Genomic DNA, 21,480 nt, shown 5'->3' on the forward strand with positions numbered 1-21,480 from the left:
GCTTACGGCTGCTGATTAAATTCCTGAAACTGCTGACGGATGATTCCAAATCGGTCTTCATCTACGGGAAAATCGCCGTACCAGACATACTCAAACTGGGTGGTGAGCCGGTCGAAGCCAGGGCGCAACGCGTTGCCGGTCAGCTCATGGGCATATTGCCGGTTCGTTTTGTTTACCTGCCAGTGAATCAGGCCGTTATCGGTCAGGCGTTTCAACGTCTGGAGATACAAAAGCCGCACCGCCAGCCGGTAGCTGCGCCCTTCGATAGCTTCATTGATACGGTCGGTAAAGTTGATGTCGTGAATATTTTCATCGAGCGTTTCGTAGCCCAGCCCCTGCTCTTTAGACCGATTCGGAAACAGGTTACTGAGCACGTCGGCTTTGTAAAGCAGCCAGATCACCAACGCACCGATGGCTACCAGCAGCACATATTGACCAACGTTTTGATAAGCTTTTGTGCGTAGCAATTCTCTCACATTACGCCAGAACCACGCCCAGAAACGGTCCCAGGCGCTGGCGGTGGGGGGCACGTCGTCGCCATACTGGTAGCGGCGGTCCGTTTCGATATCGTGCAATTTGTCAGCGTCGACCGGGCGTACCCGTATGGTTGTTTTGTCGTTGGGGGCGGCATACGTAACCGTATCAGGCACCTTACCGGCAGAAGTGGCAGAATCTGATTTTAGCCCCTTTTCAGGACTGATGATCACCTCTTTACCATCAGATGGATCAATAGTAGTTGAATCCTGCGCCCGCAGGCAAACCGTTGGCGAACAACAGAGCAGAAGCAGGATGAGCAGGCGATTCAGCACAATAACAATGCGTGGTTGGGTACGTTGATTCACTTAATAATCGCCTTCTTCTTCCATGGCCCGGCGCACTGATCCCGGCGTTGATTCGTCAGACCGGGTTTGTGTCTGGCCAATGGAGTCGATGGCGCTCAGCAGACCGTTTCCTTCTTTTTCTTCTACCAGATTGAAGTATTGGAACGCCGCCGCCGTAGCCGACAACGCCTGTAACAACGACGTACCGAGCGAGGAAATGGCCGTGAGAATGATTGACAGAATAGACAGCTCTTTCAGCGCACTCGTACCGAGCATAATCGTAACGATGCCCGCAGGCAGCGTGAATACCATGCCTATAATGCTGGCTACAATGCCCATCACCATCAGCAGCCCAAGGGTGGCCCACCAATTGTCGCTGATAAGGCTGAAACTACGACTAATTGCCTTGCCAACGTCGGCCCGTTCGAACACCAGGATGGAGGTAGCCAGTGATAGCGCAACAGTAACGTATATGCCGGGCAGCACCAGCAACACAAAAGCGAAACCGATGATAAACAACGAGGCAACGCCCAGCATCAGGCCCGACCCGATAAACTGCTGCACCTCGGCCCATACATCGCTCACCTCAATGTTGCGGTCAGGTTGCTGTATATACAGCCGAATGTAGCAGTACGTAACTAAGCTCGTCAGCAGATAACCGAGCGCCTGAAAAAGTACGCCCACCAATACACCACCAGAAAACAGGCTGCTATAGAACCCCACTAAGCCTTCGGGCGTATTCACGGTGTGGGCGTTGCCTAGTATACCAACCTGTGCGTAGCCGGTGATGACGCCACCAATAAGTGCCACAGGGCCAGCAATGTAGAGCAGCGCCACACCTAACCCCTTGATCTGCTCAATCAGAAAAGCGAAGGTGGCGTTGATCTTTTCGCCGAAATCGCGACGTTTTGCGAAAGTGGTCATGGATAAAACCAGTCTATTGGCTTTTGTTGAGCCGGATGGGGTACAAGATAAAATACCAGATGATAAACGCCGCCGACAGACCAATAATGAGCAAGCTGATTACCGGAGGCAAGGTAAGCCGCGTGACGAAGCTTTCCAGAAAGCCCGCCATGATAAATATCGGTACCAATCCAATCACGATTTTCAGTCCCTGCTTGGCCCCCCGCCTGAACGACTCCATGCGGGTGAAAGTACCCGGAAACAGGATGCTATTTCCCATGGTAAGCCCCGCGCAGCCGGCAATCACGATGGCCGAAATTTCGAGGGTCCCATGAATCCAAATTTTCAATATAGAGTCGAGCAGGAGACCACGTTCGTAGAAGAATGCCTGAAAAGCTCCCAGCATGATGCCATTATAGAATAGCAGCGACAACGTACCGACCGAGGCGATGACACCCGCCACAAACGCCCGGAACGCCACGCCAATGTTGTTGAGGGTGATGCCAAAAAACATCGATACCTGATCACTCTTGCCGTATACGTCGAGTGGATTGCCCTTTTTGATGTTCTCCAGCGTCATGTTCACGTACTCGTCGCCCATGATGAGACGCACAAACGTGGGGTCATTAATGGCCGACACCCAGCCAATGAGGCAGGCCACGCCAAAGAAAATAGCCGATACCGCCAGCAACCGGTGCGAGTGGTAGAACAGCGTAGGTAGCTCACGGGTCCAAAATGAAACAAACCGCCCCCGTTCTTCGCGCTTGTTCTGCATCAGGCCCCTGTGCATCTGCGCCGCCATGCCGTTGAGGTACCGCGTTACGTTGGCATTAGGGTAAAACGTACGGGCATACGACAGGTCGTCGGTAAGCGCCACATACCGGGCCGTCAATTCGTCGGGATCAGTAGTGGGGTTATTTTCTATATCGGCCCACTTGTCGGCGTTCCGTTTCACAAAGGCGGCTTCACGCATAAATTGGATGTTGGATATTGAATGCTGGATATTGGATGTTAGACTATTGACATTGAGCCTCCGACACCTAGTATCCAACATCCATCATCCAACGTTCAGTTTAACCAAAAATCGCGAATTAGAAACAAACCTCAACCGGTATATTTGCTTTGCATCGCTTTTTAGCCTTTTGCGCTGTCTGCTCCATGTCGATTGCCATAAAAACCTCTCAAAACGTACTGCTCGAATATGAACCGGCCAGTATCGGCGACCGTATTCTGGCCACCATTATTGATTATTTTGTTTTTGCCGCCTGGCTTGTGCTCACCATTGCGCTGCCCACCGGAACGGGAATGCTAGGTGGCAACAGCCCCATGAGCATAGTCTACTACAGCGTGGTGGTAGCTCTGCCCATCTTGTTCTACGATTTTCTTTGTGAATGGCTGCTCAACGGGCAGAGTATTGGCAAAATAGCCATGAAAATAAAGGTCGTTATGCTGGACGGTTCACAGCCGGGCATCGGGGCGTACCTGCTTCGGTGGCTGCTTCGGCTGATCGACATGCGCATCATGAGCGGCATTGTGGCCGTTATCAGCATAGCCGCAACGGGCAAGGGCCAACGGCTTGGTGATCTGGCGGCGGGCACTACCGTGATCCGGTTAAAGCCTAAAGTGCAGCTAAACGAAGTTACCTATTCATCATTACCCGCCAATTACACCGTCAGTTTCCCCGACGTACAGCAACTCTCTGATCAGGATATTCAGGTAGTGCGCGAAGTGCTTCAACGAGGCACCACCGACGCCGCCCTGCGCACGGCCGATAAGATCAAAGAAGTCCTCTCCATCACCACGAGCCTGGGCAGTTACGAGTTCCTGAACACCATTGTCAACGATTACCAGTACTTATCCATGCAAGAATGAATGGATTTTGGCTTGGGGATTTCGGATTGGCTTCCCGGTCCGCCGGTGCGGCAAGCATACTCCTGCATCAGCCAATCCGCAATCCCCAAGCCAACATCCCCACGTTATGTTAGACCAGATCAAATCGCTTTCTCAAGAATATGCCGCCGATGCGGTTAAAACCCGTCGGTATCTGCACGCGCATCCTGAATTGTCATTTCACGAGGATAATACAGCCCGTTTTGTGGCCAGACAGCTAACAGCAATGGGTCTCTCGCCACAAACCGGCGTGGCTAATACGGGCGTGGTAGCTCTAATTGAAGGTACGCTAGCGCCGTCGGGGCAGGTGGTTGCCCTCCGCGCCGACATGGATGCCCTGCCCATCACCGAGGCCAACGATGTACCCTATAAATCGACCGTAGACGGGGTGATGCACGCCTGTGGACATGATGTGCACACGGCCAGTTTGCTCGGTACAGCCCGAATTCTGAGCCAGTTGCGCGATCAGTTTTCGGGTACGGTGAAGCTCGTTTTTCAACCCGCCGAAGAGAAAGCACCGGGCGGTGCCTCGCTCATGATCAAAGACGGCGTGCTGGAAAACCCCCGTCCTGCGGGTATGATTGGGCAACATGTAGCGCCCAACGTACCCGTGGGTAAAATCGGTTTCCGCGAAGGCATGTATATGGCCAGCACCGACGAAATATACATGACCATTATGGGCAAGGGAGGCCACGCTGCCATGCCCGACAACCTTGTTGACCCAGTCCTGATTGCCTCACACGTTATCGTGGCCCTGCAGCAGATCATCAGCCGGAACCGCCCCCCCGCCAGTCCGTCGGTGTTGTCGTTTGGGCGGTTTATTGCCAACGGTGTCACCAACGTCATTCCCAACGAGGTCACGATTGAAGGCACGTTTCGGTGCATGAACGAAGAATGGCGCGAGAAGGGCATTGGCCTGATCCAGAAAATGGCCGAAACAATGGCCGAAGCGATGGGTGGCCGTTGCGAATTCACCCGCGTGAAAGGGTACCCGTTCCTCAAAAACCACCCCGAACTCACCCGCCGCCTCCGCACCCAAACCGAGGCCTATATGGGCCGCGACAATGTAGTGGACCTCGACCTTTGGATGGCGGGCGAAGACTTCGCATTTTATTCGCAGGTGGTCGATTCGTGCTTCTATCGCCTTGGCACCCGCAACGAGTCGCGAGGCATCACCAGCGGCGTCCACACCCCCACGTTCGACATTGATGAATCGGCCCTTGCCATCGGTCCCGGCCTCATGGCTTGGCTAGCGGTGCAGGAGTTGGCAAACGTCGCAGCAGTTTGACGGATTAAGCTGTTCCACGTAACTTGACAGACAAACCAGCCAACGACAGACTATGACCATGGTCCATATTGCTATTGATCTCCAGGATGAAAGCGAGGTAGAACGTGTGTTGTCCCTACTGAATCAGGAACACGTCCCACACCGGGTAGAGCGCAAAAATGTCCTTTCGGATGAAGAACGCGCTGCGGCTAGAGAACGCATCATGCGGGGTGCACCCACGCTGAATGTGGATGAAATGCTGGAATGGCTTAAGGAATCAAAAAAAGATCGTAAACTGCCGTTCCGTGACGATGACGAATGATACTCCTTGATTCCAACCTTCTTATTTATTCGGCCCAAGATAAGTTTGCCTTTTTGCGTTTACTAATTAGCAATAGCCAGACTCACATCTCGGCTATGTCCAAGCTTGAAACGTTGGGCTATCAAAAACTCTCTACTGAAGAGCGGCTTTACTTCGAAGGCATTTTTAAAACATCACCGGTAATACCCGTCACTGATGATGTCATCGACAAGGCCGTAGAACTTCGTCAGCAAAAAAAGATGTCGGTAGGTGATTGTATCATTGCTGCTACCGCACTGCTGAATGGCTTCGACCTCTATACGAATAACGCGGCTGACTTCGCCCATATTCCTGACTTGAATGTGGTAAACCCGCTTGGTAATCAGTAGCTTGCAACCAGCCTATGCAAATACAAAAATGCCCAGTCTCTTGCGAAACCGGGCATTTTTTATGCTGTAACCAATACTGACTAAGCCAGCGTACGTTTCACTTCTTTTACTTCGAAGCCTTCGATTACGTCGCCTACTTCGATGTCGTTGAAATTCTTGATACTCAGACCACATTCGTAGCCGGTACGTACTTCGCTGACATCGTCTTTGAACCGTTTCAGGGCACTGATCTCGCCGGTATGGATCACGATGAAGTCGCGGATGATCCGGATTTTGTGGCTCCGCTTCACCGTACCGTCGGTCACGTAGCAACCCGCCACCGTACCAATCTTGCTGATCTTGAATACCTCGCGCACCTCGATGTTGCCGGTGATGACCTCTTCCTGCGTTGGAGCCAACAGGCCTTCCATCGCATCTTTGATCTCGTTGATGGCATCGTAAATGATCGAATACATCCTGATTTCGATCTGCTCCTGTTCCGCCAGTCGCCGGGCATTAGCTGAGGGACGTACCTGGAAACCAATGATGATGGCATCGGCAGTCGACGCCAGCAGTACATCGGATTCAGAAATCTGACCCACCGCTTTGTGGATAATATTCACCTGCACTTCGGCCGTCGAGAGTTGCAGCAGCGAATCGGACAGGGCTTCCACCGAACCGTCTACGTCACCTTTCACGATCACGTTCAGTTCCTTGAATGACCCAATCGCCTTCCGCCGACCAATCTCTTCCAGCGTAATGTGCTTCCGCGTCCGCAGGGTCTGCTCGCGCAGGAGTTGCTCACGCTTGTTGGCGATTTCGCGGGCCTCACGGTCCGTTTCCATCACGTTGAACTTATCACCCGCTTGTGGCGCACCGGGTAAGCCCAGGATCTGCACCGGCATAGACGGGCCAGCTTCTTTGATGCGTTCGCCACGGTCGTTGGTCATGGCGCGAATACGACCATAGTGTGCGCCCACGAGCATAATGTCGCCTTGTTTCAGCGTGCCATTCTGCACCAGTACGGTGGTTACGTAGCCCCGACCTTTGTCGAGGGTAGCTTCCACTACCGTACCCGTTGCGCGGCGGTTAGGATTGGCTTTCAACTCCAGTACTTCGGCTTCGAGCAATACCTTCTCCAGCAGATCGTCGATACCCAAACCTGATTTAGACGAAATCTCCTGCGACTGGTATTTACCACCCCAGTCTTCCACGAGCATGTTCATTTGCGACAGCTCGTTGCGAATCTTCTCAGCGTCGGCACCTGGCTTATCTACCTTCGAGAAGGCAAACACGATGGGTACACCCGCCACCTGTGCGTGGTTGATGGCTTCGCGCGTTTGGGGCATGATGCTGTCATCAGCCGCAATCACGATGATAACCACGTCGGTAGCTTTGGCACCACGGGCACGCATGGCCGTAAAGGCTTCGTGACCAGGCGTATCGAGGAAGGTGACCATCCGGTCGTCCTGCGTTTTTACGCTGTAGGCACCAATGTGCTGGGTAATACCGCCGGCCTCACCAGCCGCCACTTTCGTGCGCCGGATATAGTCGAGGAGCGATGTTTTACCGTGGTCAACGTGGCCCATGATGGTCACGATTGGCGCCCGGAGTTGTAATTGCTCTTCAGTATCAGGCGTTTCGGCCAGACTGGCTTCTACTTCTTCTTCGGCAGAGACGAACTGCACGTCATAGCCGAATTCATCGGCAATGAACGTAATGGCCTCTGCATCAAGGCGTTGGTTGATCGAAACGAACATACCAGCACTGAGGCAGACCGAGATGACTTCGTTAATCGACACGTCCATCAATGATGACAAATCGTTAGCCGACACAAACTCAGTCACTCTCAGGATTTTAGCTTCCTCGTTCTCCTGCTCAATCCGTTCGCGTTCACGGTCGGCGCGGTCAGCGCGGCGATCACGACGACGGTCGGCACCGCGGTTGGTGCGGGTGTTACCACCGGCTATCCGGGCGTTGGTAGCCCGGATACTGTCCTGTACTTCCCGTGACGTTGGTGCCTCACGACGGTCAGTGCTACGACGGTTTTTGTCGTTGCCACTACCCGGACGCGGACCGTTGCCGGTACGATTCTGGTTGTTACCACCGCCACCCGTACGGTTTTGGTTGTTGCCACCGGCGGCACCGCCACCTGTAGTAGCCGGACGGTTCTGGTTATCGCCACCAGCCGTTGCAGGCCTGTTTTGGTTGTTGCCAGCGTTGTTATTGTTCCGATCACCACCCTGATAAGGCGGACGGTCTCCCTGTGGGCGACGGTCTCCCTGACCCTGCTGGTTGCGGTCGTTGCGCGGCCCGTTTACCTGACCACCCGCCTGAGGCTGGCCGGTACCGGGCTGTTGCTGCCCCTGGCCTTGTCCACCACCCTGCGGCGCGGGACCACGGCGGTCGTTGGGGCTCGGCAGGCGCTTGCGTTTGCCTTTTTTATCGCGACCAGCCGCGCCACCACCGCCCTGTGGACGATTGAACTGCGTCAGGTCAATAGTACCTTTTACGGTCAAACCTTTCAACTGCACGCTACCTTCAGCCCGGATCGTTTCGACGGGGCCGGCAGGTTCGGCAGGGGTTTCAGGCGCGGCCGGAGCGGGGGTAGCCGCAGGCTGAACTGGTTGAACGGCTTTTGGCTCAGGCGTAACCGGCACGGCTGGCTTTGGCGCAGCAGGCTGTGCCGCCACGGGTGCCGGAGCTGGTGCGGGCGTTGGCTGAGGGGCCGGAGCCGACGCCGCTGCCGCAGGCTGAACAGGTTTGGGTGCAGCCGGTGGCGTCACAGGAGCCGGGGCTGGTGCAGGTTGCACAGCTTTCGGTTCAGGCGTAACGGGTGCAGCTGGCTTTGGCGCAACGGGCTGTGCCGCCACGGGTGCCGGGGCTGGCGCGGGCGTTGGCTGGGGGGCAGCCGGGGCCGGGCGTGGTGGTTCAGGCGCCTTCGGCGGAGCCGGGCGAGCGTCTAAATCAATCTTGCCCACGACCTTCGGGCCAGACAAAATAGTGGTTGGAGCCCGCTCTATGGGTGCAGCGGGTTTGGGCGCCTCAGCAGGGCGCTCGGCAGCAGGGGTGCTGGCCCGACCTCTGTCATCCCGCGAGTACAGCGGCAGGTCGTCTTGTTCCCGACGGGCAGGAGCCTCACGGTGCGAATCGGCAGAGGGAACCTCGGCCGGTTTGCGTGCCCCGTTCAGGAGATCGGTTGATTTGAACTCTTTCGCTAACACCTCCAACTGTTCCAGGTTGATTTTGGTGTTAGGGTTAATTTCCACCTTGAAACCTTTGGCAGTAAGCGTACTCGCAACAGAGGTTAGCCCTTTGTTGAGAATTTTTGCCACTTGGCTCAGGCGCATTGACTTATCTTCTGCCATACGTTCGGTTTAGACCCGACAAAATTAATGGTTGTTTATACAGTGATAACAACGGTTGATAGATTATAAATTCCTAAGGAGACGGTCAAGGTTTAAGGTTCAAGGTCTAAAGTTGTACTGCGACTGAATAAACCTTAGACCTTGAACCTTAAACTTTGACCGCCTTTTATTCGAATTCCTGACTCAGGATGCTCACCACCTCACCGATGGTATCATCCTCAAGGTCGGTGCGGCGCACGAGTTCTTCGCGGCTGAGGGCCAGTACGCTCTTGGCCGTGTCGAGACCCACCCGGCGGAACTCATCGATGATCCACTCGTCGATTTCGTCGCGGAACTCACCGAGGTCCACGTCTTCATCATCTTCGGGGCCTTCGTTCTCGCGATACACGTCGAGTTCTAAGTTCACTAACCGGCCCGCCAGTTTAATGTTCTGTCCTCCCTTACCAATTGCCAGCGACACCTGATCGGGTTTGAGGAATACCGCCACGCGGCCCGCCTCCCGGTCAATGTTCATCGAACTTACTTTGGCCGGGCTGAGGGCACGGCTGATGAGCAGTTCAAGGTTTTCGGTGTAGTTGATTACGTCGATGTTTTCGTTGCCCAGTTCGCGCACGATGGAGTGAATCCGTGAGCCTTTCATACCCACGCAGGCCCCCACGGGGTCGATGCGCTCGTCGTAGGACTCCACGGCCACTTTAGCGCGTTCGCCCGGCTCCCGCACCACCTTGCGGATGGAGATGAGGCCGTCGTAGATTTCGGGGATTTCTGATTCGAAAAGCCGCTCCAGAAATACAGGTGAGGTACGCGACAGGACGATTTTGGGCGTCCCGTTGTTCATGTCGACGCGGTGGATGACCGCTTTTACCGGATCGCCTTTGCGGTAACGGTCTTTGGGAATCTGCTCATTGCGGGGCAAACTCAATTCGTTGTTTTCTCCGTCTACCAGAATGATTTCGGCCTTCAGAAGTTGGTATACTTCCGCCGAAACCAGGTCGCCAACCTGATCGATGTATTTCTGGTACAGCAGTTCTTTTTCTAAATCTTTAATACGCTGAATGAGCGTCTGGCGGGCTGTTTGCACCACCCGGCGCCCAAAATCATCTAGTTTGACCTCTTCGGCCACTTGTTCACCCACTTCAAAGTCGGCCTGGATGGCGCGGGCTTCGGCGAGGGGTATTTTGTCATAATCCCAGATGTCTTCCGAGTTGTCGTCCACGATTTCACGGGTACGCCACATTTCCAGATCACCGCTTTCGGCGTTGATAATCACGTCGAAGTTTTCGTCGGTGCCATACTTCTTCCGAATCATGGTGCGGAACACCTCTTCCAGGATGGCGATCATGGTAGGCCGGTCAATATTTTTCGACCGGGCAAACTCAGCAAAGGATTCGATGAGCAGGCTACTGCTCGACGGTTGGGGCGTTTTAGTCTGGGTTTTCACGTTAGTTAGTGGGGGTTCAACGGGCGGCCACCTCCAGCAGGGCGGCCAACACAGGCTTAAAATATGATTTCTACGGTCGCTTTCAGAATCTGGTCGAGCCGCACAGGTTGATTACCTTCCGGCGGCAATTCCGTCATCGTTTTGCGTTTTGTCTTACTAATCTTAGCCGGGGGAACATCAAGCACCAGGCCTTCGTCATTAACAGATTCCAGTTTACCAATCAGCGTTGGTCCGTCTTTCACCTGCACTTTCAGCGTCCGGCCCACGTTTTTAGCAAACTGCCGAACCTGCGTAAGCGGAAAATCGACACCGGGCGACGATACTTCGAGGTTGAAGGGGGCTTCGCCGAAAAAATTCGCCTCGTCCATCTGGTGACCCAACTGCCGACCAATGCGGGCGCATTCCTCGATAGTGATGCCCGCGTCTGAATCCAGCAGTACCGTTACTTTCAACGTACCACCCTGCCGGCCCGCCACCTGAATATCAACGATGTAGAATTCGCCATCGTTCAGATAGGGTTGCAACAGGGCAGCAATTTGAGATGCGTCATTCATAGGTACTACCAACTAAAAAAGGGAGGTGCCCTCCCTTTGCTTTACCAGTTCTGATGTTGCTAAGTGCCGCAAAGATAGTAGGTTATTGCCCCAAAAGCAACCTTCGGGCGGCGGTGGGTTGTAGCTTTGCAGACAAGGTTTTTGATTTACGAACGGTCCGCCGCCGCGGTACGATTTACGAATTACGATTCATGGCTTACGCCGACCCGCCGGTGCGGTCAGTTTGCTGTAGCGTAAGCCATGAATCGTAATTCGTAAATCGTACCGCGGCGGCGGACCGTTCGTAAATTACTACATGTCTATTCTCACACGCATTGGCCGTTTTTTTGGGTTTATGGCCAGGTCGCTGGTTTGGTCGATACACATTGGCGTGTTCTTTTATACGCTGCTGATCTACTATCTGCTGGCCCGACTCCCGCTCGAACACTGGTCGGCGAGTATGCTCATGATCTCGTTGCCGGTGGCATGGCTGGTACTGATCGTGCTGGGCGTGATGTGGCTGTTTTCGCGGCCCTGGCGCAGCTTGCTCAGCGTGGTAGCCCTGCTGGCGGGCTTTTGGCTGTGGCCCCGCACCTTCTCCTACGACCACCCCGACCCGGTTGCTGCCGACCAAACGGCCTTTTCGCTGCTGAGCTACAACGTGTCGGTGTTTGGCTTAGAAGACCTTTACAAAGACAAACTGAAACGCGAACCCCGCAAGACGCGCCTCATCACCGACTGGGTCATCAGGCACCCGGCACCCATCAAGTGCTTCCAGGAGTTTTACACCGGTGACGAGACGCCCGCCTTCGATATGGTCAATCGGCTGACGGCGGCAGGATACCCGTACAAAGCACTGTTGCAGCCAACATCGGCCAAGTACCTGGGTGTAGCCACGTTTTCACGTTATCCCATTGTGCGGCAGGGCCATCAGCCATTCAACTCGTTTAATGGGCTGGTCTGGGCCGACATTGCCATTGGGACCGACACCATTCGGGTGATCAACGTACATCTACAGTCTATGGGCATCCGGGTGCGGCGCGTATTTGAAGAAGATCAGATGGCGGGCGTAAAAGCCGAAACCCGCACGGTGCTGGGTGCGCTGAAAACGGGTTTCGTGTCGCGACGGGGTGAGGTACAGGTCATTGAAGACCTGCTGGCCACTACCCCCTACCCCGCTATCGTCACCGGCGATTTCAACGACACGCCCTACAGCGTTGTCTACCAGCGGATGCGTAACAAACTGCACAACGCCTTTGAAGACGCGGGTCGGGGGTTTGGCCTGTCGCTCAACCGGGCACCGCGCTTCATCCGCATCGATAACCAGTTCTATACACCTGACCGCCTTCGGCCTACTAATTTTCTGACGCACAACGAGGTACCTTACTCCGATCACTTCGCCGTAGAGGCGAGCTATGCGTTGTCCAAATAGACGATCGGCAATAGCCCACTTGTCAGCTAGTCCCAACTACGTTCCTCACAGTCTCTCTTCTTTTGCCGCTATGTCTCTTGCCGACGTTTATTCGCCTGATGCCTTTCGCCGCATGGGCCACGCCCTGATTGATCAGCTGGCCGACCACCTGGCAGCCAGCACATCACGCCAGGCATCGCAGGCTATTCCATATCAAAGCCCCGATGAATCGCTGGCTTTCTGGCAAGCCGATGCCACACAACCCCTCCTCGACACCCCCGATGCGTTTTTTGCCGATGTGCTGGCACGCTCCACCCGTGTGCACCACCCGCATTATGTGGGCCATCAGATCAGCGCGGTGGCCCCCGCAGCGGCGTTGGCAGGTCTGCTGACCGAACTGCTCAACAACGGGTCGGGTGCCTATGAGATGGGCATGGCGGGCAATGCCATCGAACGAATTGTGGTGGAACACCTGGCCCACAAAATCGGGTACCCGGCTACTGCGGGAGGCGTTCTTACGTCGGGTGGGACCCTGGCGAACCTGACGGCCCTGCTCACGGCGCGGGCTATGCTGCCGCGGGATATCTGGCACGACGGAACAGGTACTGAAAAGCTCGCGATTATCGTGTCGGAAGAGGCGCATTACTGTGTAGACCGGGCCGCCCGGATCATGGGCCTCGGCGACGCGGGTATCCTGAAAATTCCGGTCGACGGTCGGTTCAAGATGCGGACGGATTTGCTTGAGAATACCCTTGCTAGGGCAACGGAGGCTGGTTTGACGGTTTTTGCCGTAGTGGGCAGCGCGTGTTCAACATCGACCGGTTCGTATGATGACCTGGTGGCGATTGGGCGGTTTGCCCGGCTGCATAAGCTGTGGTTTCATGTTGACGGGGCACATGGCGGCGGGGCCTTTTTTTCGCCCAAATACCAACACCTGCTGGCGGGGGCTGAAGACGCCGACTCGGTAGTGGTCGATTACCACAAAATGCTGCTGGTACCAGCCCTGGCCACGGCCCTTGTTTACAAACGGGGCGACGATGCCCACCGCACCTTTCAGCAACGGGCGCAGTACCTCTGGGACGTTGTCGCAGACAGCACCACCGCCGACTGGTACAACAGCGGCAAGCGTACGTTTGAATGCACCAAATTTATGGTGGGGGTGAAAGTGTATACGCTCATGCGCCTCTACGGCGACGCCCTTTTCGAGGAGAACATCAACACGCTGTACGATCTGGGGGCGACCTTCTCAACCCTGATCAAGCAGCGACCTGATTTTGAACTGGCCGTGCAGCCCGAATGCAACATTGTCTGTTTCCGTTACCTGGGGGGCGAAACGGACTCCGTGGCACTCAACACATTAAACGCCACCATCCGGGCGACACTGCTGGCCGAGGGCCGCTTCTACGTTGTGCAGACCACCCTGCACGGCCAGACCTATCTCCGCGTCTCGCTTATGAACGCACTGACCACCGAAGCCGATTTGGCAGCGTTGCTCAACGCCATTGAGATCGTAGCCGCAGGGCTGCCTGTCAGCGAAGTATAAGCCTGACAGGCAACCCTGCTGATCTACTTCCGGGCCAGTGGCCGATGGGTTTTCACGGCTTCAAACGGCGCGCTACGGTAGGTGCGCCCTTCATGCTGCACAACCAACCGGTAAGCACCTGGCCCATAGGCCTGCGGGGTAAAGAGAAACTGAACCCGCTCATGCCGGGGCATCCGCCAGGTTTTTACTACCCGCCCGCGGCTATTTTGGAGCCGGATGGTAAGCTGCTCGTTGGCCGATTCATCACCCCCATCTTCACCGATCCGGATGTCAGCCTGGTAGGTTCGCGACACTTCAGTGGCGGCTGTTGGCTGGGCCGGGCTGACAAGCACGACAACCTGTGGTCCAGCATGGGCAGCCTGACGCCCACCGCCCCCACTGCCCCACACCCGCAGGTCAACAAACGCCTCATGGTCCTGGCCTTTGCCAAACGTGACCCGGTCTGAATCGGGATCAGGCTCACTGGCGGCGATAATGGCCCCCCGCACGGTTAGATAGCCCCCGTTACCAGCGCCTACCGTTAGTGTAATGGGCTGTGTGACAGACGCGTTGACAGGTAGCGAGGCAACAAGCAAACTGTATGAGGCTGGGCCGGTGGGGCCAGTTAGCGGGGCCTGTAACCAAAACTGCACCTTTACGTTATTGACCGACCGGCCACCCGCATTAAACACCGTTGGGTACAGTGTCACGGTAGAGCCTGTGGTCGTGTTGCGGCTGCTGAGGACCAGTTGCAGGCTCAAATCAGCCCCCGATGGGTCAGGAGCAGGCTGGCTGGACCGAAGAGCGGGCAGGGGAAACTGGCCGGGATTGGGCGAGGCGAAGTAATCGGAGGATGCCGTGGCGGTGCGCATGTCGACGGTAGCCATGTCATCTTCCCCGTCGCCGGTGCCGCTACCGGGGCGGCTGTCGGGGTCGGCGGGGCTGACCTGTACAACCTGAGCCGCGGTCTGGTAAGTACCGGGTTGGGTGGGCATGACCGCAAACGTCAGCGACGTTTCTTCGCCCATGGCAAGCGCCGGAATAAGCTGTTGCAACTGCCCGTTTACGGTAGTCCAGTTGGTGGCCTCGGTCAATTGACTGTTTGCCGGTAGCCGACTACCAATCAGCACGTTGCGGGCTGTTTGCTGGCCGTCGTTGCGCACCGCGAGTTGGTACGTGACGGGTTGATTTACGGCGGCAACCCGATTATCGACCGACATGCGCAAACTCACATCAGCCAATGTTTCCAGCCCGGCTACGTCAAGAATATAGTCTTCGGTTTCCCCATACGTATATTGCTCACAGGGGTCGTTGACTTCGCTATACCACCGGCAGCGCACCCGCAGCCGGTACAGCCCCGACTGAATGGGCGGTATGGTGAGCGTGCCGGTCCACCCGTTGCTGGTGATGGCTCCGGTGGATTTATACAGTCGTTCGCTGGGCGAGTAAACACCGTCGCGGTTGGCATCGAGCCAGATGGCAATGTGTTGCGGAAAGTAACTACCACCGTTGTTATAATAGGTTCGGAAGATAAAACCGTAATCAGCCGTAGCCCGGACAGCGTACCCATTGGCAATCAACTGATCGTAACCATTATAGGAACACCCTGAGTTGATTCGGTTCAGGGCCGTTCCCTGCAACACAAAGTCAGCAATAACATCGCCACCAACGCAATTTGATACAGACTGGGGTGTGCAGTAGAGGGCGGCCATGCCAGCCATAATGGTGTCGAGCGGTACAACGTTACTGAGGCAACCGCTGATGGGATCTTCCAGCACCACGTTCACCCGGTAACCCACGCCGGGCATCAGTCCGTCGATGGCTATACTGACCGGCTGATTAGCCAACAACGGCAGCGAACCCGACCGGAGCGCCACCCGGCCGTTGTAGGCCAGGCCATCCCTCACCTGCTGGGCGTAGGCATAGTACTGCCGTGGAGCCAGCATGTAGTAGGCAGTGGCATTCTGCGTACTGCCCACCCGAAGGTCGATGCGGCTGGTGGTGCGGTCGGGGAGGGAGGGCAACAGCGAGCTAAAGGTTGGTCGCTCACCAATAATGAACGTCTGGCTGGCGGCACTGCTGATTACCGGGTTGCCAGATCGCACCAGCAGCCGGTAAACGCCACCCGTTAGCGTGGCCGACAGAGGCAGCGAGTTTCCGGCAAAGGGGTTTACAGTGCCCAGTGGCTGCGCTACGCTAAACGATCCCGATGCATCGGTCAGGTAGGCCGTGAAGGTATTGGTTGTCTGATAGGTACCTGTAGCCGTAAAAGTGAGGCTTATGGTGCTTCCTGCGCAGAGCGGCCCCGTCACGGGTGCCACCACGATCTCATCGGGGATGGGCTGGGTGAAGAAGTCGGTCATGAAAAGGCCCCGTCCGTGGGTACCAACGGCCACGGCTCCGTCGGCAGTGCGGTAGCGCAGCATGTCGCAGCGCGTATTGGCAAGGCCGGTGTTGGCACTCGACCAACCGGGATTTGGCGCGTAGATGTTGTTGGTAAACCAAATGCCGAGTTCGGTAGCCAGCATCACCTGCCGCCGGTCTCTGGGGTTAAACAAGGCATAACGCACCGGAATATCGGGCAGGCCGTAGCCAGCCTCATCTTTCGATTCCCAGGTCTGTCCGCCGTTGCGGGTTAGCCAGATCGACCTGGTGCCATAGCTCGATATCGTAACCAGCATTTCGTCGTCTGTAGCACCCAGTTCAATGCACGACACGTAGCCGGTAAAATAGCCTGGTATATTAGACGTAATTGACGTGGTAGTAGCCGTAAGCTGGTCTGTGTTGGTAACCTTATAAACAGCACCGTACCCACCCAGATAAACCGTGTTGGGCTGACGTCCCGCCCGGATCAGGTACGTAACATTGTTTGGCGCAAACAGTGTTGTGAGCGTATTGGTGGTACCCACATTACTCACCTTATAGAGCTGGGTGCCGTTGTTCATAGACTGATTGAAGGCATACAGGGTATTGGTGCGCGAATCGTAGTCGGCTGGGTTAATAAACTGCCCGGCTCCATTGCACAGACCCGCTCTGTAGACCCCGTTGCTGTTGAACAGGTTATAGCTGTTGTACTGATACGAAGCAATCTGAATGTTGGGGTCATCCTGGTCAATGAATGACAGCATGCCGTCGCCGCCCTGAATGGTATTGCCGCTTACCGGCCCGGTAGCGCTGCTGAACACGTTGATGCTGCCATTATCCTGCGTGCCACCCAACAGGTAACCATCATTGGCACTGTTTTTTATGGCGACGGAATAAAACTGGGTTACGTTGTAATCACGATTGCGCGCCGAATAGGTTGGCTTTGGCACGGTAGCATTGCCGAAGTCACTACTATAGAAAACGCCGCCATCATTGCCCAGCAACATTTCGTTGGGCGCGTCGGGCCGAAACACAAACGTGTGCTGATCGGGGTGGGTGCCTTCCCAATACCCGGACTGGTAAGCCCAGGAGTTGCCACCATCCAGCGACCGGAAGGGTCGGTTAGTGCCCAGATACACTTGATTCGGGTTGGTGGGGTGAACGGTCAGCACCAGGTTATACCAGCTTTGTTCGCCCAGTGGCGCGGTCACCGATGAGGGCAGCGGCAGGTTTGTCCAGCTAGTGCCGCCGTCTGTAGAACGTAGCATGACAGACGCGCTAGCCGCGACAAGGTAGATCACCTGCCCGCCGCCTGACGTTGACGGGGCAAGGGCAATTTCGGCGCGGTACCCAAGTGGGTTGGCCTGCTTAACCTCCCAACTGCTGCTACCACTGCTCCGCCGGTAGACCAGGCTACCCTGTGCAACGGCAAACAGCGCGCCATCTGTAGCCAGGTCAATATCGGTGATGTTGTAGACCGAACCGGTTGTTGTACCGATACTGCGGGCGGGCACCAGATCAAATGTCCATGAGGTGCCCCCGTCGGTAGATTTTACCAACCCGCCCCAGGTAGCCGCGTAGACGGTGCCCCCCGGCGCAACAACCAGCCGGTAAATAGCCTGAAATGCCCCGGCTATTGTGGCCAGATCGCCGTTGTTTATGGGCACAGTGGCGGTTAGTCGGCTCCAGGTCTGACCGCCATCGGTGGTTTTCCAGATACCGCCACCCTGCACACCATCCATATTGTAGTAGGCCTCGCCGGTACCTACGTACATGATGTTGGGCTGGCTGGGGTCATAGGCCATGCTTGTAACGGCAATATTCTCCCAAAGGTCACTTGCTTTCTGCCACGACTGGTTGGGGTTGGTGATGTCATTGGTATACCACAGCCCGCCGGCCACGCCCCCGGCCCAGACCTTCTTTTTGGTCGGATCGTTGGGATCGAACATAAGCACGCGGGTACGACCACCAACGTTGTTGGGTCCCCGTTCGCTCCAGGTAATGGGATTGGGCAGGGTTGACGCAAAGTCGTTTTGCCGAATGCGCAGTTGCACCTCCCGGCGGGCTTGCTCAACGCGCTCCAGGGGCACGGTTTGTGTGAGTGGGTCCATCGTGCGCAACACCTCGACCTGATACCGGGCCAGCGGGTTGTCGGGTGGGGGCGTGGCGGGGGCCGTTTGCCCCCCTACTGTGGCGGTAAGCGCCGTGGCAAATAGTGCTCTGAATCGTTGCTGGAGGGCCGCGTTGTTGGCCTGCAGGCGACCCTCATGCTGAGCGCGAACCCGTTGCAGTGAATCGGCCTGCACCGATTGAGGTAATTGAATGGGGCTGCGCGTCTGGCTCAGTACCGCCAGTGGTAACAGCAGCAGGCTCAACAAATAAGCGACGAAAGCAGGTACAACGTTGCCCATATACGTTAGGTTAAACTAGTAATCAGTTGTCGATTATGTATAAACTCCAAGGCAATTTATTACATTTTACAAAAACTAAGTAGTCATACCAAGGCCCGCTTAGTTATTTCTACCACGCAGTTGTTGCAAACAGTAAAGCACAAAAAAAGGAGTTGGGCGGTGCCTAACTCCTTCATTGGTTTAGGTGTGTTTGTTATCCTACAGTTTCATTACCCGGTAGGTCACAGCTTGCCCGCCTGCCTGCACACGCAACAGCAATAATCCTGCCGCCTGCCCATCGAGGGAGAGTATAGTGGTGGGCTGACTGGTGAATTGCCGGTGCGTGATTAGCCCGGCCAGATCAATCAGTTCGAGGGTGGCGGGCTGGGTGAGTAGCGCCGGGTCGATGCGCACGGTGATGCTGGCGGTGGCCGGGTTGGGAAACGCCGATATACTGCCGCCCAGCGGTTCAACGGCCAGGACAGGGTTTACCGTAATCACCGTTCGGGCCAGTGTACCAGTGCTGGCACCACAGGCATTGCTGAGGACCGTTAATTTATAAGTTGTTGTTTTTAAGGGCTTTACATCAATTACGTACGGACTGGTATTGGTCGTAATAGTCTGCACGGCACCAAGCGCGTCGGTGCTGTCGCGGTAGGCGAATGTCCAGGGACCGCTACCGCCGAGTAGTACCGAGAGTTTGGCCGTCTCGCCCGCCAGTACCGCCGTGGGGGTAGCCGAGAGCGACGCCGTAGGGGTGCCCTGTACGGTCAGCAGCGTAGGACTGATGCTGCCGTTGATGGGGATTTTGGGATTCGTAGCCACCACCCGTACCCAGTAGGTGCCTGCCGTGGCGGTGGCCGGAATCGTACCCGAAATCTGACCATTGCCCATCAATAAGTTGCCCAGTTCTATGTAGTTGGCATTGGCCGTGTCTGCTACGGGGCGGGCCATCTGGAGGCGGAAGCTATTGCCCGGGTTAAATGCACCCGTCGTCTGGAAATTGGCCAGTAACGACGCTCCGGCGCATAAGCTACTGCTGCTCAGGCCCTGCGTGCGGATGGTGGGTACCAGCACGGTGATCGTGACGGCACTTACGGGCAGGCCCGCCCCGCAGCTATTACTTACCTCGGCTACCTGATACGTAGTGGTTTTATCGGGCAAAATCAGGATAGTGGTGTCGCGCTGAGCTGCGCCACTAAACCCGTTCGAGAGTTTGAAGCGATAAGGTCCCGCCCCCGTAAACACCAGTTTAACAGGCACCTCCTGACCCAGATTCGCCGTGGTACTACCGGTAAGCGCGAGTGTAGGGGTGGCCTGCACCACCACCCGGATCGCCAGCCGCTGACTGATACAGCCGTTGGCGTTGTTCTGCGCCACATAATACACGTCGCCATCCGCATTTTTCGACACGTTGATGGTGGGCGGCGTAGGGGCAGCGGTTGACGTAACGCCGTTGGGGTCGGTCCAGATCAGGTTAGTGCCCGTGGCCACCAGCGGTGAGGCCACCGCGCCCCGGCAGAGTTCTACCCGCGGGGTCGTGGTGGTGGGCGTAGCCGCTGCGGGCGACACCGTCACCGTTACCGATGCCCGCGGCCCTTCGCACCGGTCGAGCGACTGTACTACCTGATACACAAACGTACCCGTCTGGGCCGTGGCGGGCAGGATGCTTGCACCCGTAGCCGCCGTACCGCTCAACGCCGTGCTGCTTACCACTGCGCCATTTGGGTCATACCACACAATCTCTGACCCAGCCGTGGTGATGCTGGCAGTCAGCGGGGTAGGCGGCTGATTCTGGCAATACGCCACTGCCGCGCTGGCAACGGAGGGCAACGTTGGCCGGGGCTTTATCTCTACTACCAGGTAAGCTATGGAACTGCTTTGTTCGGGCGGGTTGCAGCCTTTTTTGTCGTCGATCACCACGTACCGAACATTATAGAGTGCCTTGCCCGGCAGCAGGGGATTGATGGTGGGGGGGGTAAAGGTTTTTTGCGCCGTGGGTGCCAGGCCGTTGCCCACATCATATTGAATCCGGTAGTTATCCGGGGCCGCGTTGACCAGGTCCGACAGCACTACCGCCTTATCGTTCTGGCAAAATGTGTACTGGTACGTGTTGGGCGCAATGAGCTGCGCTGCCAGCGTAGGCGCACCCGGCGGTGTCCGCACCGTGAGCGTGGTACTACTCGCCGAGCCCACCGTAGCCGGGTTGCTGGCCACCACCCGAACCCGGTAGTTGCCCCCCGCCGATACGGAAGCCGGTATGGTGGTCTGTAGCGCATATTGGCCCGTTGTGGCATCAAACGTGGGCGGAGTAGAGCCACTAAGGCTGGTGTAATCGCCGCCGCTGCTGAGTTGTGCGGTATACACGTTGCCCGTAGCAACCGTACCGGTTTGAGCAAAGGATACCGTGAGTGACGTACCCGCACAAACACTACTCACAGACAACGGAAGGGTGGTAATGGTGGTCTGGGCGTAAAGCGAAACACAACCAACGCTCAGCAACAGCGCGAGCAGCAAACGGAGTACATGTAGCAACATATGGGTTTGGGTGGGTATTAACGAGGCACAGGGCAGCAGCCCTCATCGTGCAGTCAATTATGACGTAAAAAGGAGACAAAGGCAACTGCCCATGCCAAAAACGCTGGCGGATACCAACGGTCAGCGAACGTCCAGTTTATTGGGCAAATCTAGTGGTACAGCTAGTATTATTTGGCAAATGGTGGCGAAATCTACACGCTGAACAGCCATTGAGGCGAGTAACAAAATAAGCTGTTACTAACTGATAATTAGTAGGTTACGCAAATTAATCGAAAACCTGAATAAGGGCTTTAATCGTAACGAAGCGGTAACCTGCCCGTAACACTGAGGTAATACTGTACCGGTAGTTTTGCAGCGCATTCA

Annotated in this window: 14 protein-coding genes; 6 read left to right on the forward strand and 8 right to left on the reverse strand. The window is 56.0% G+C overall.

Features of this window, described 5'->3' with window-relative positions:
- Positions 1-2: 2 nt before the first annotated feature.
- From J2I47_RS26860 to J2I47_RS08345, 3 genes are read right to left on the reverse strand one after another with little or no spacing between them, the layout of a single operon-like run.
- Entirely contained in the window at positions 3-842 is an 840-nt protein-coding gene (locus J2I47_RS26860; protein WP_207364104.1) for a DUF4129 domain-containing protein, read from the reverse strand.
- A complete protein-coding gene (locus J2I47_RS08340) occupies positions 843-1,745 on the reverse strand; it encodes a DUF7847 domain-containing protein (RefSeq protein ID WP_207364105.1) in 903 nt (300 codons plus the stop codon).
- Positions 1,746-1,758: 13 nt separating this feature from the next.
- Entirely contained in the window at positions 1,759-2,697 is a 939-nt protein-coding gene (locus tag J2I47_RS08345) for a stage II sporulation protein M (RefSeq protein WP_207364106.1), read from the reverse strand.
- 185 nt (positions 2,698-2,882) lie between these two features.
- Between J2I47_RS08345 and J2I47_RS08350 the strand changes: the two genes are divergently transcribed.
- From J2I47_RS08350 to J2I47_RS08365, 4 genes are all read left to right on the forward strand, one after another.
- A complete protein-coding gene (locus tag J2I47_RS08350; protein ID WP_207364107.1) occupies positions 2,883-3,596 on the forward strand; it encodes an RDD family protein in 714 nt (237 codons plus the stop codon).
- Between the two features lie 106 nt (positions 3,597-3,702).
- The gene (locus J2I47_RS08355) at positions 3,703-4,902 is read left to right on the forward strand and encodes a M20 metallopeptidase family protein (RefSeq protein WP_207364108.1); all 1,200 of its coding nucleotides are present in this window, start codon (positions 3,703-3,705) and stop codon (positions 4,900-4,902) included.
- 52 nt (positions 4,903-4,954) lie between these two features.
- Positions 4,955-5,203: a hypothetical protein gene (locus J2I47_RS08360; protein WP_207364109.1), complete on the forward strand. Its 249-nt coding sequence runs from the start codon at positions 4,955-4,957 to the stop codon at positions 5,201-5,203.
- Complete coding sequence (locus tag J2I47_RS08365; RefSeq protein WP_207364110.1) at positions 5,200-5,571, forward strand: type II toxin-antitoxin system VapC family toxin; 372 nt, start codon at positions 5,200-5,202, stop codon at positions 5,569-5,571. The genes J2I47_RS08360 and J2I47_RS08365 overlap by 4 nt, the downstream gene beginning before the upstream one ends.
- An 80-nt stretch (positions 5,572-5,651) precedes the next feature.
- Here J2I47_RS08365 and infB read toward each other — a convergent pair whose 3' ends face one another.
- From infB to rimP, 3 genes are all read right to left on the reverse strand, one after another.
- Entirely contained in the window at positions 5,652-8,918 is a 3,267-nt protein-coding gene (gene infB / locus J2I47_RS08370; RefSeq protein WP_207364111.1) for a translation initiation factor IF-2, read from the reverse strand.
- A gap of 166 nt (positions 8,919-9,084) precedes the next feature.
- Positions 9,085-10,359, reverse strand: coding sequence for a transcription termination factor NusA (gene nusA, locus J2I47_RS08375; RefSeq protein ID WP_207364112.1), 1,275 nt, complete (start codon positions 10,357-10,359; stop codon positions 9,085-9,087).
- 56 nt (positions 10,360-10,415) lie between these two features.
- A complete protein-coding gene (rimP, locus tag J2I47_RS08380) occupies positions 10,416-10,913 on the reverse strand; it encodes a ribosome maturation factor RimP (protein WP_207364113.1) in 498 nt (165 codons plus the stop codon).
- 295 nt (positions 10,914-11,208) lie between these two features.
- On the opposite strand from rimP, the gene J2I47_RS08385 reads away from it, so the two are divergent.
- Positions 11,209-12,324, forward strand: coding sequence for an endonuclease/exonuclease/phosphatase family protein (locus tag J2I47_RS08385; RefSeq protein ID WP_207364114.1), 1,116 nt, complete (start codon positions 11,209-11,211; stop codon positions 12,322-12,324).
- Between the two features lie 70 nt (positions 12,325-12,394).
- Complete coding sequence (locus tag J2I47_RS08390) at positions 12,395-13,846, forward strand: pyridoxal phosphate-dependent decarboxylase family protein (protein WP_207364115.1); 1,452 nt, start codon at positions 12,395-12,397, stop codon at positions 13,844-13,846.
- A 23-nt stretch (positions 13,847-13,869) separates the two neighbouring features.
- On the opposite strand, the gene J2I47_RS08395 is transcribed toward J2I47_RS08390, so the two are convergent.
- Both J2I47_RS08395 and J2I47_RS08400 read right to left on the reverse strand, forming a co-directional pair.
- Entirely contained in the window at positions 13,870-18,600 is a 4,731-nt protein-coding gene (locus tag J2I47_RS08395) for a GEVED domain-containing protein (RefSeq protein WP_207364116.1), read from the reverse strand.
- 198 nt (positions 18,601-18,798) lie between these two features.
- Positions 18,799-21,117, reverse strand: a complete 2,319-nt coding sequence (locus J2I47_RS08400; protein WP_207364117.1) for a T9SS type A sorting domain-containing protein — start codon at positions 21,115-21,117, stop codon at positions 18,799-18,801.
- Positions 21,118-21,480 lie beyond the last annotated feature (363 nt).

This window comes from Fibrella rubiginis, from assembly GCF_017353185.1.
Lineage (GTDB): Bacteria > Bacteroidota > Bacteroidia > Cytophagales > Spirosomataceae > Fibrella > Fibrella rubiginis.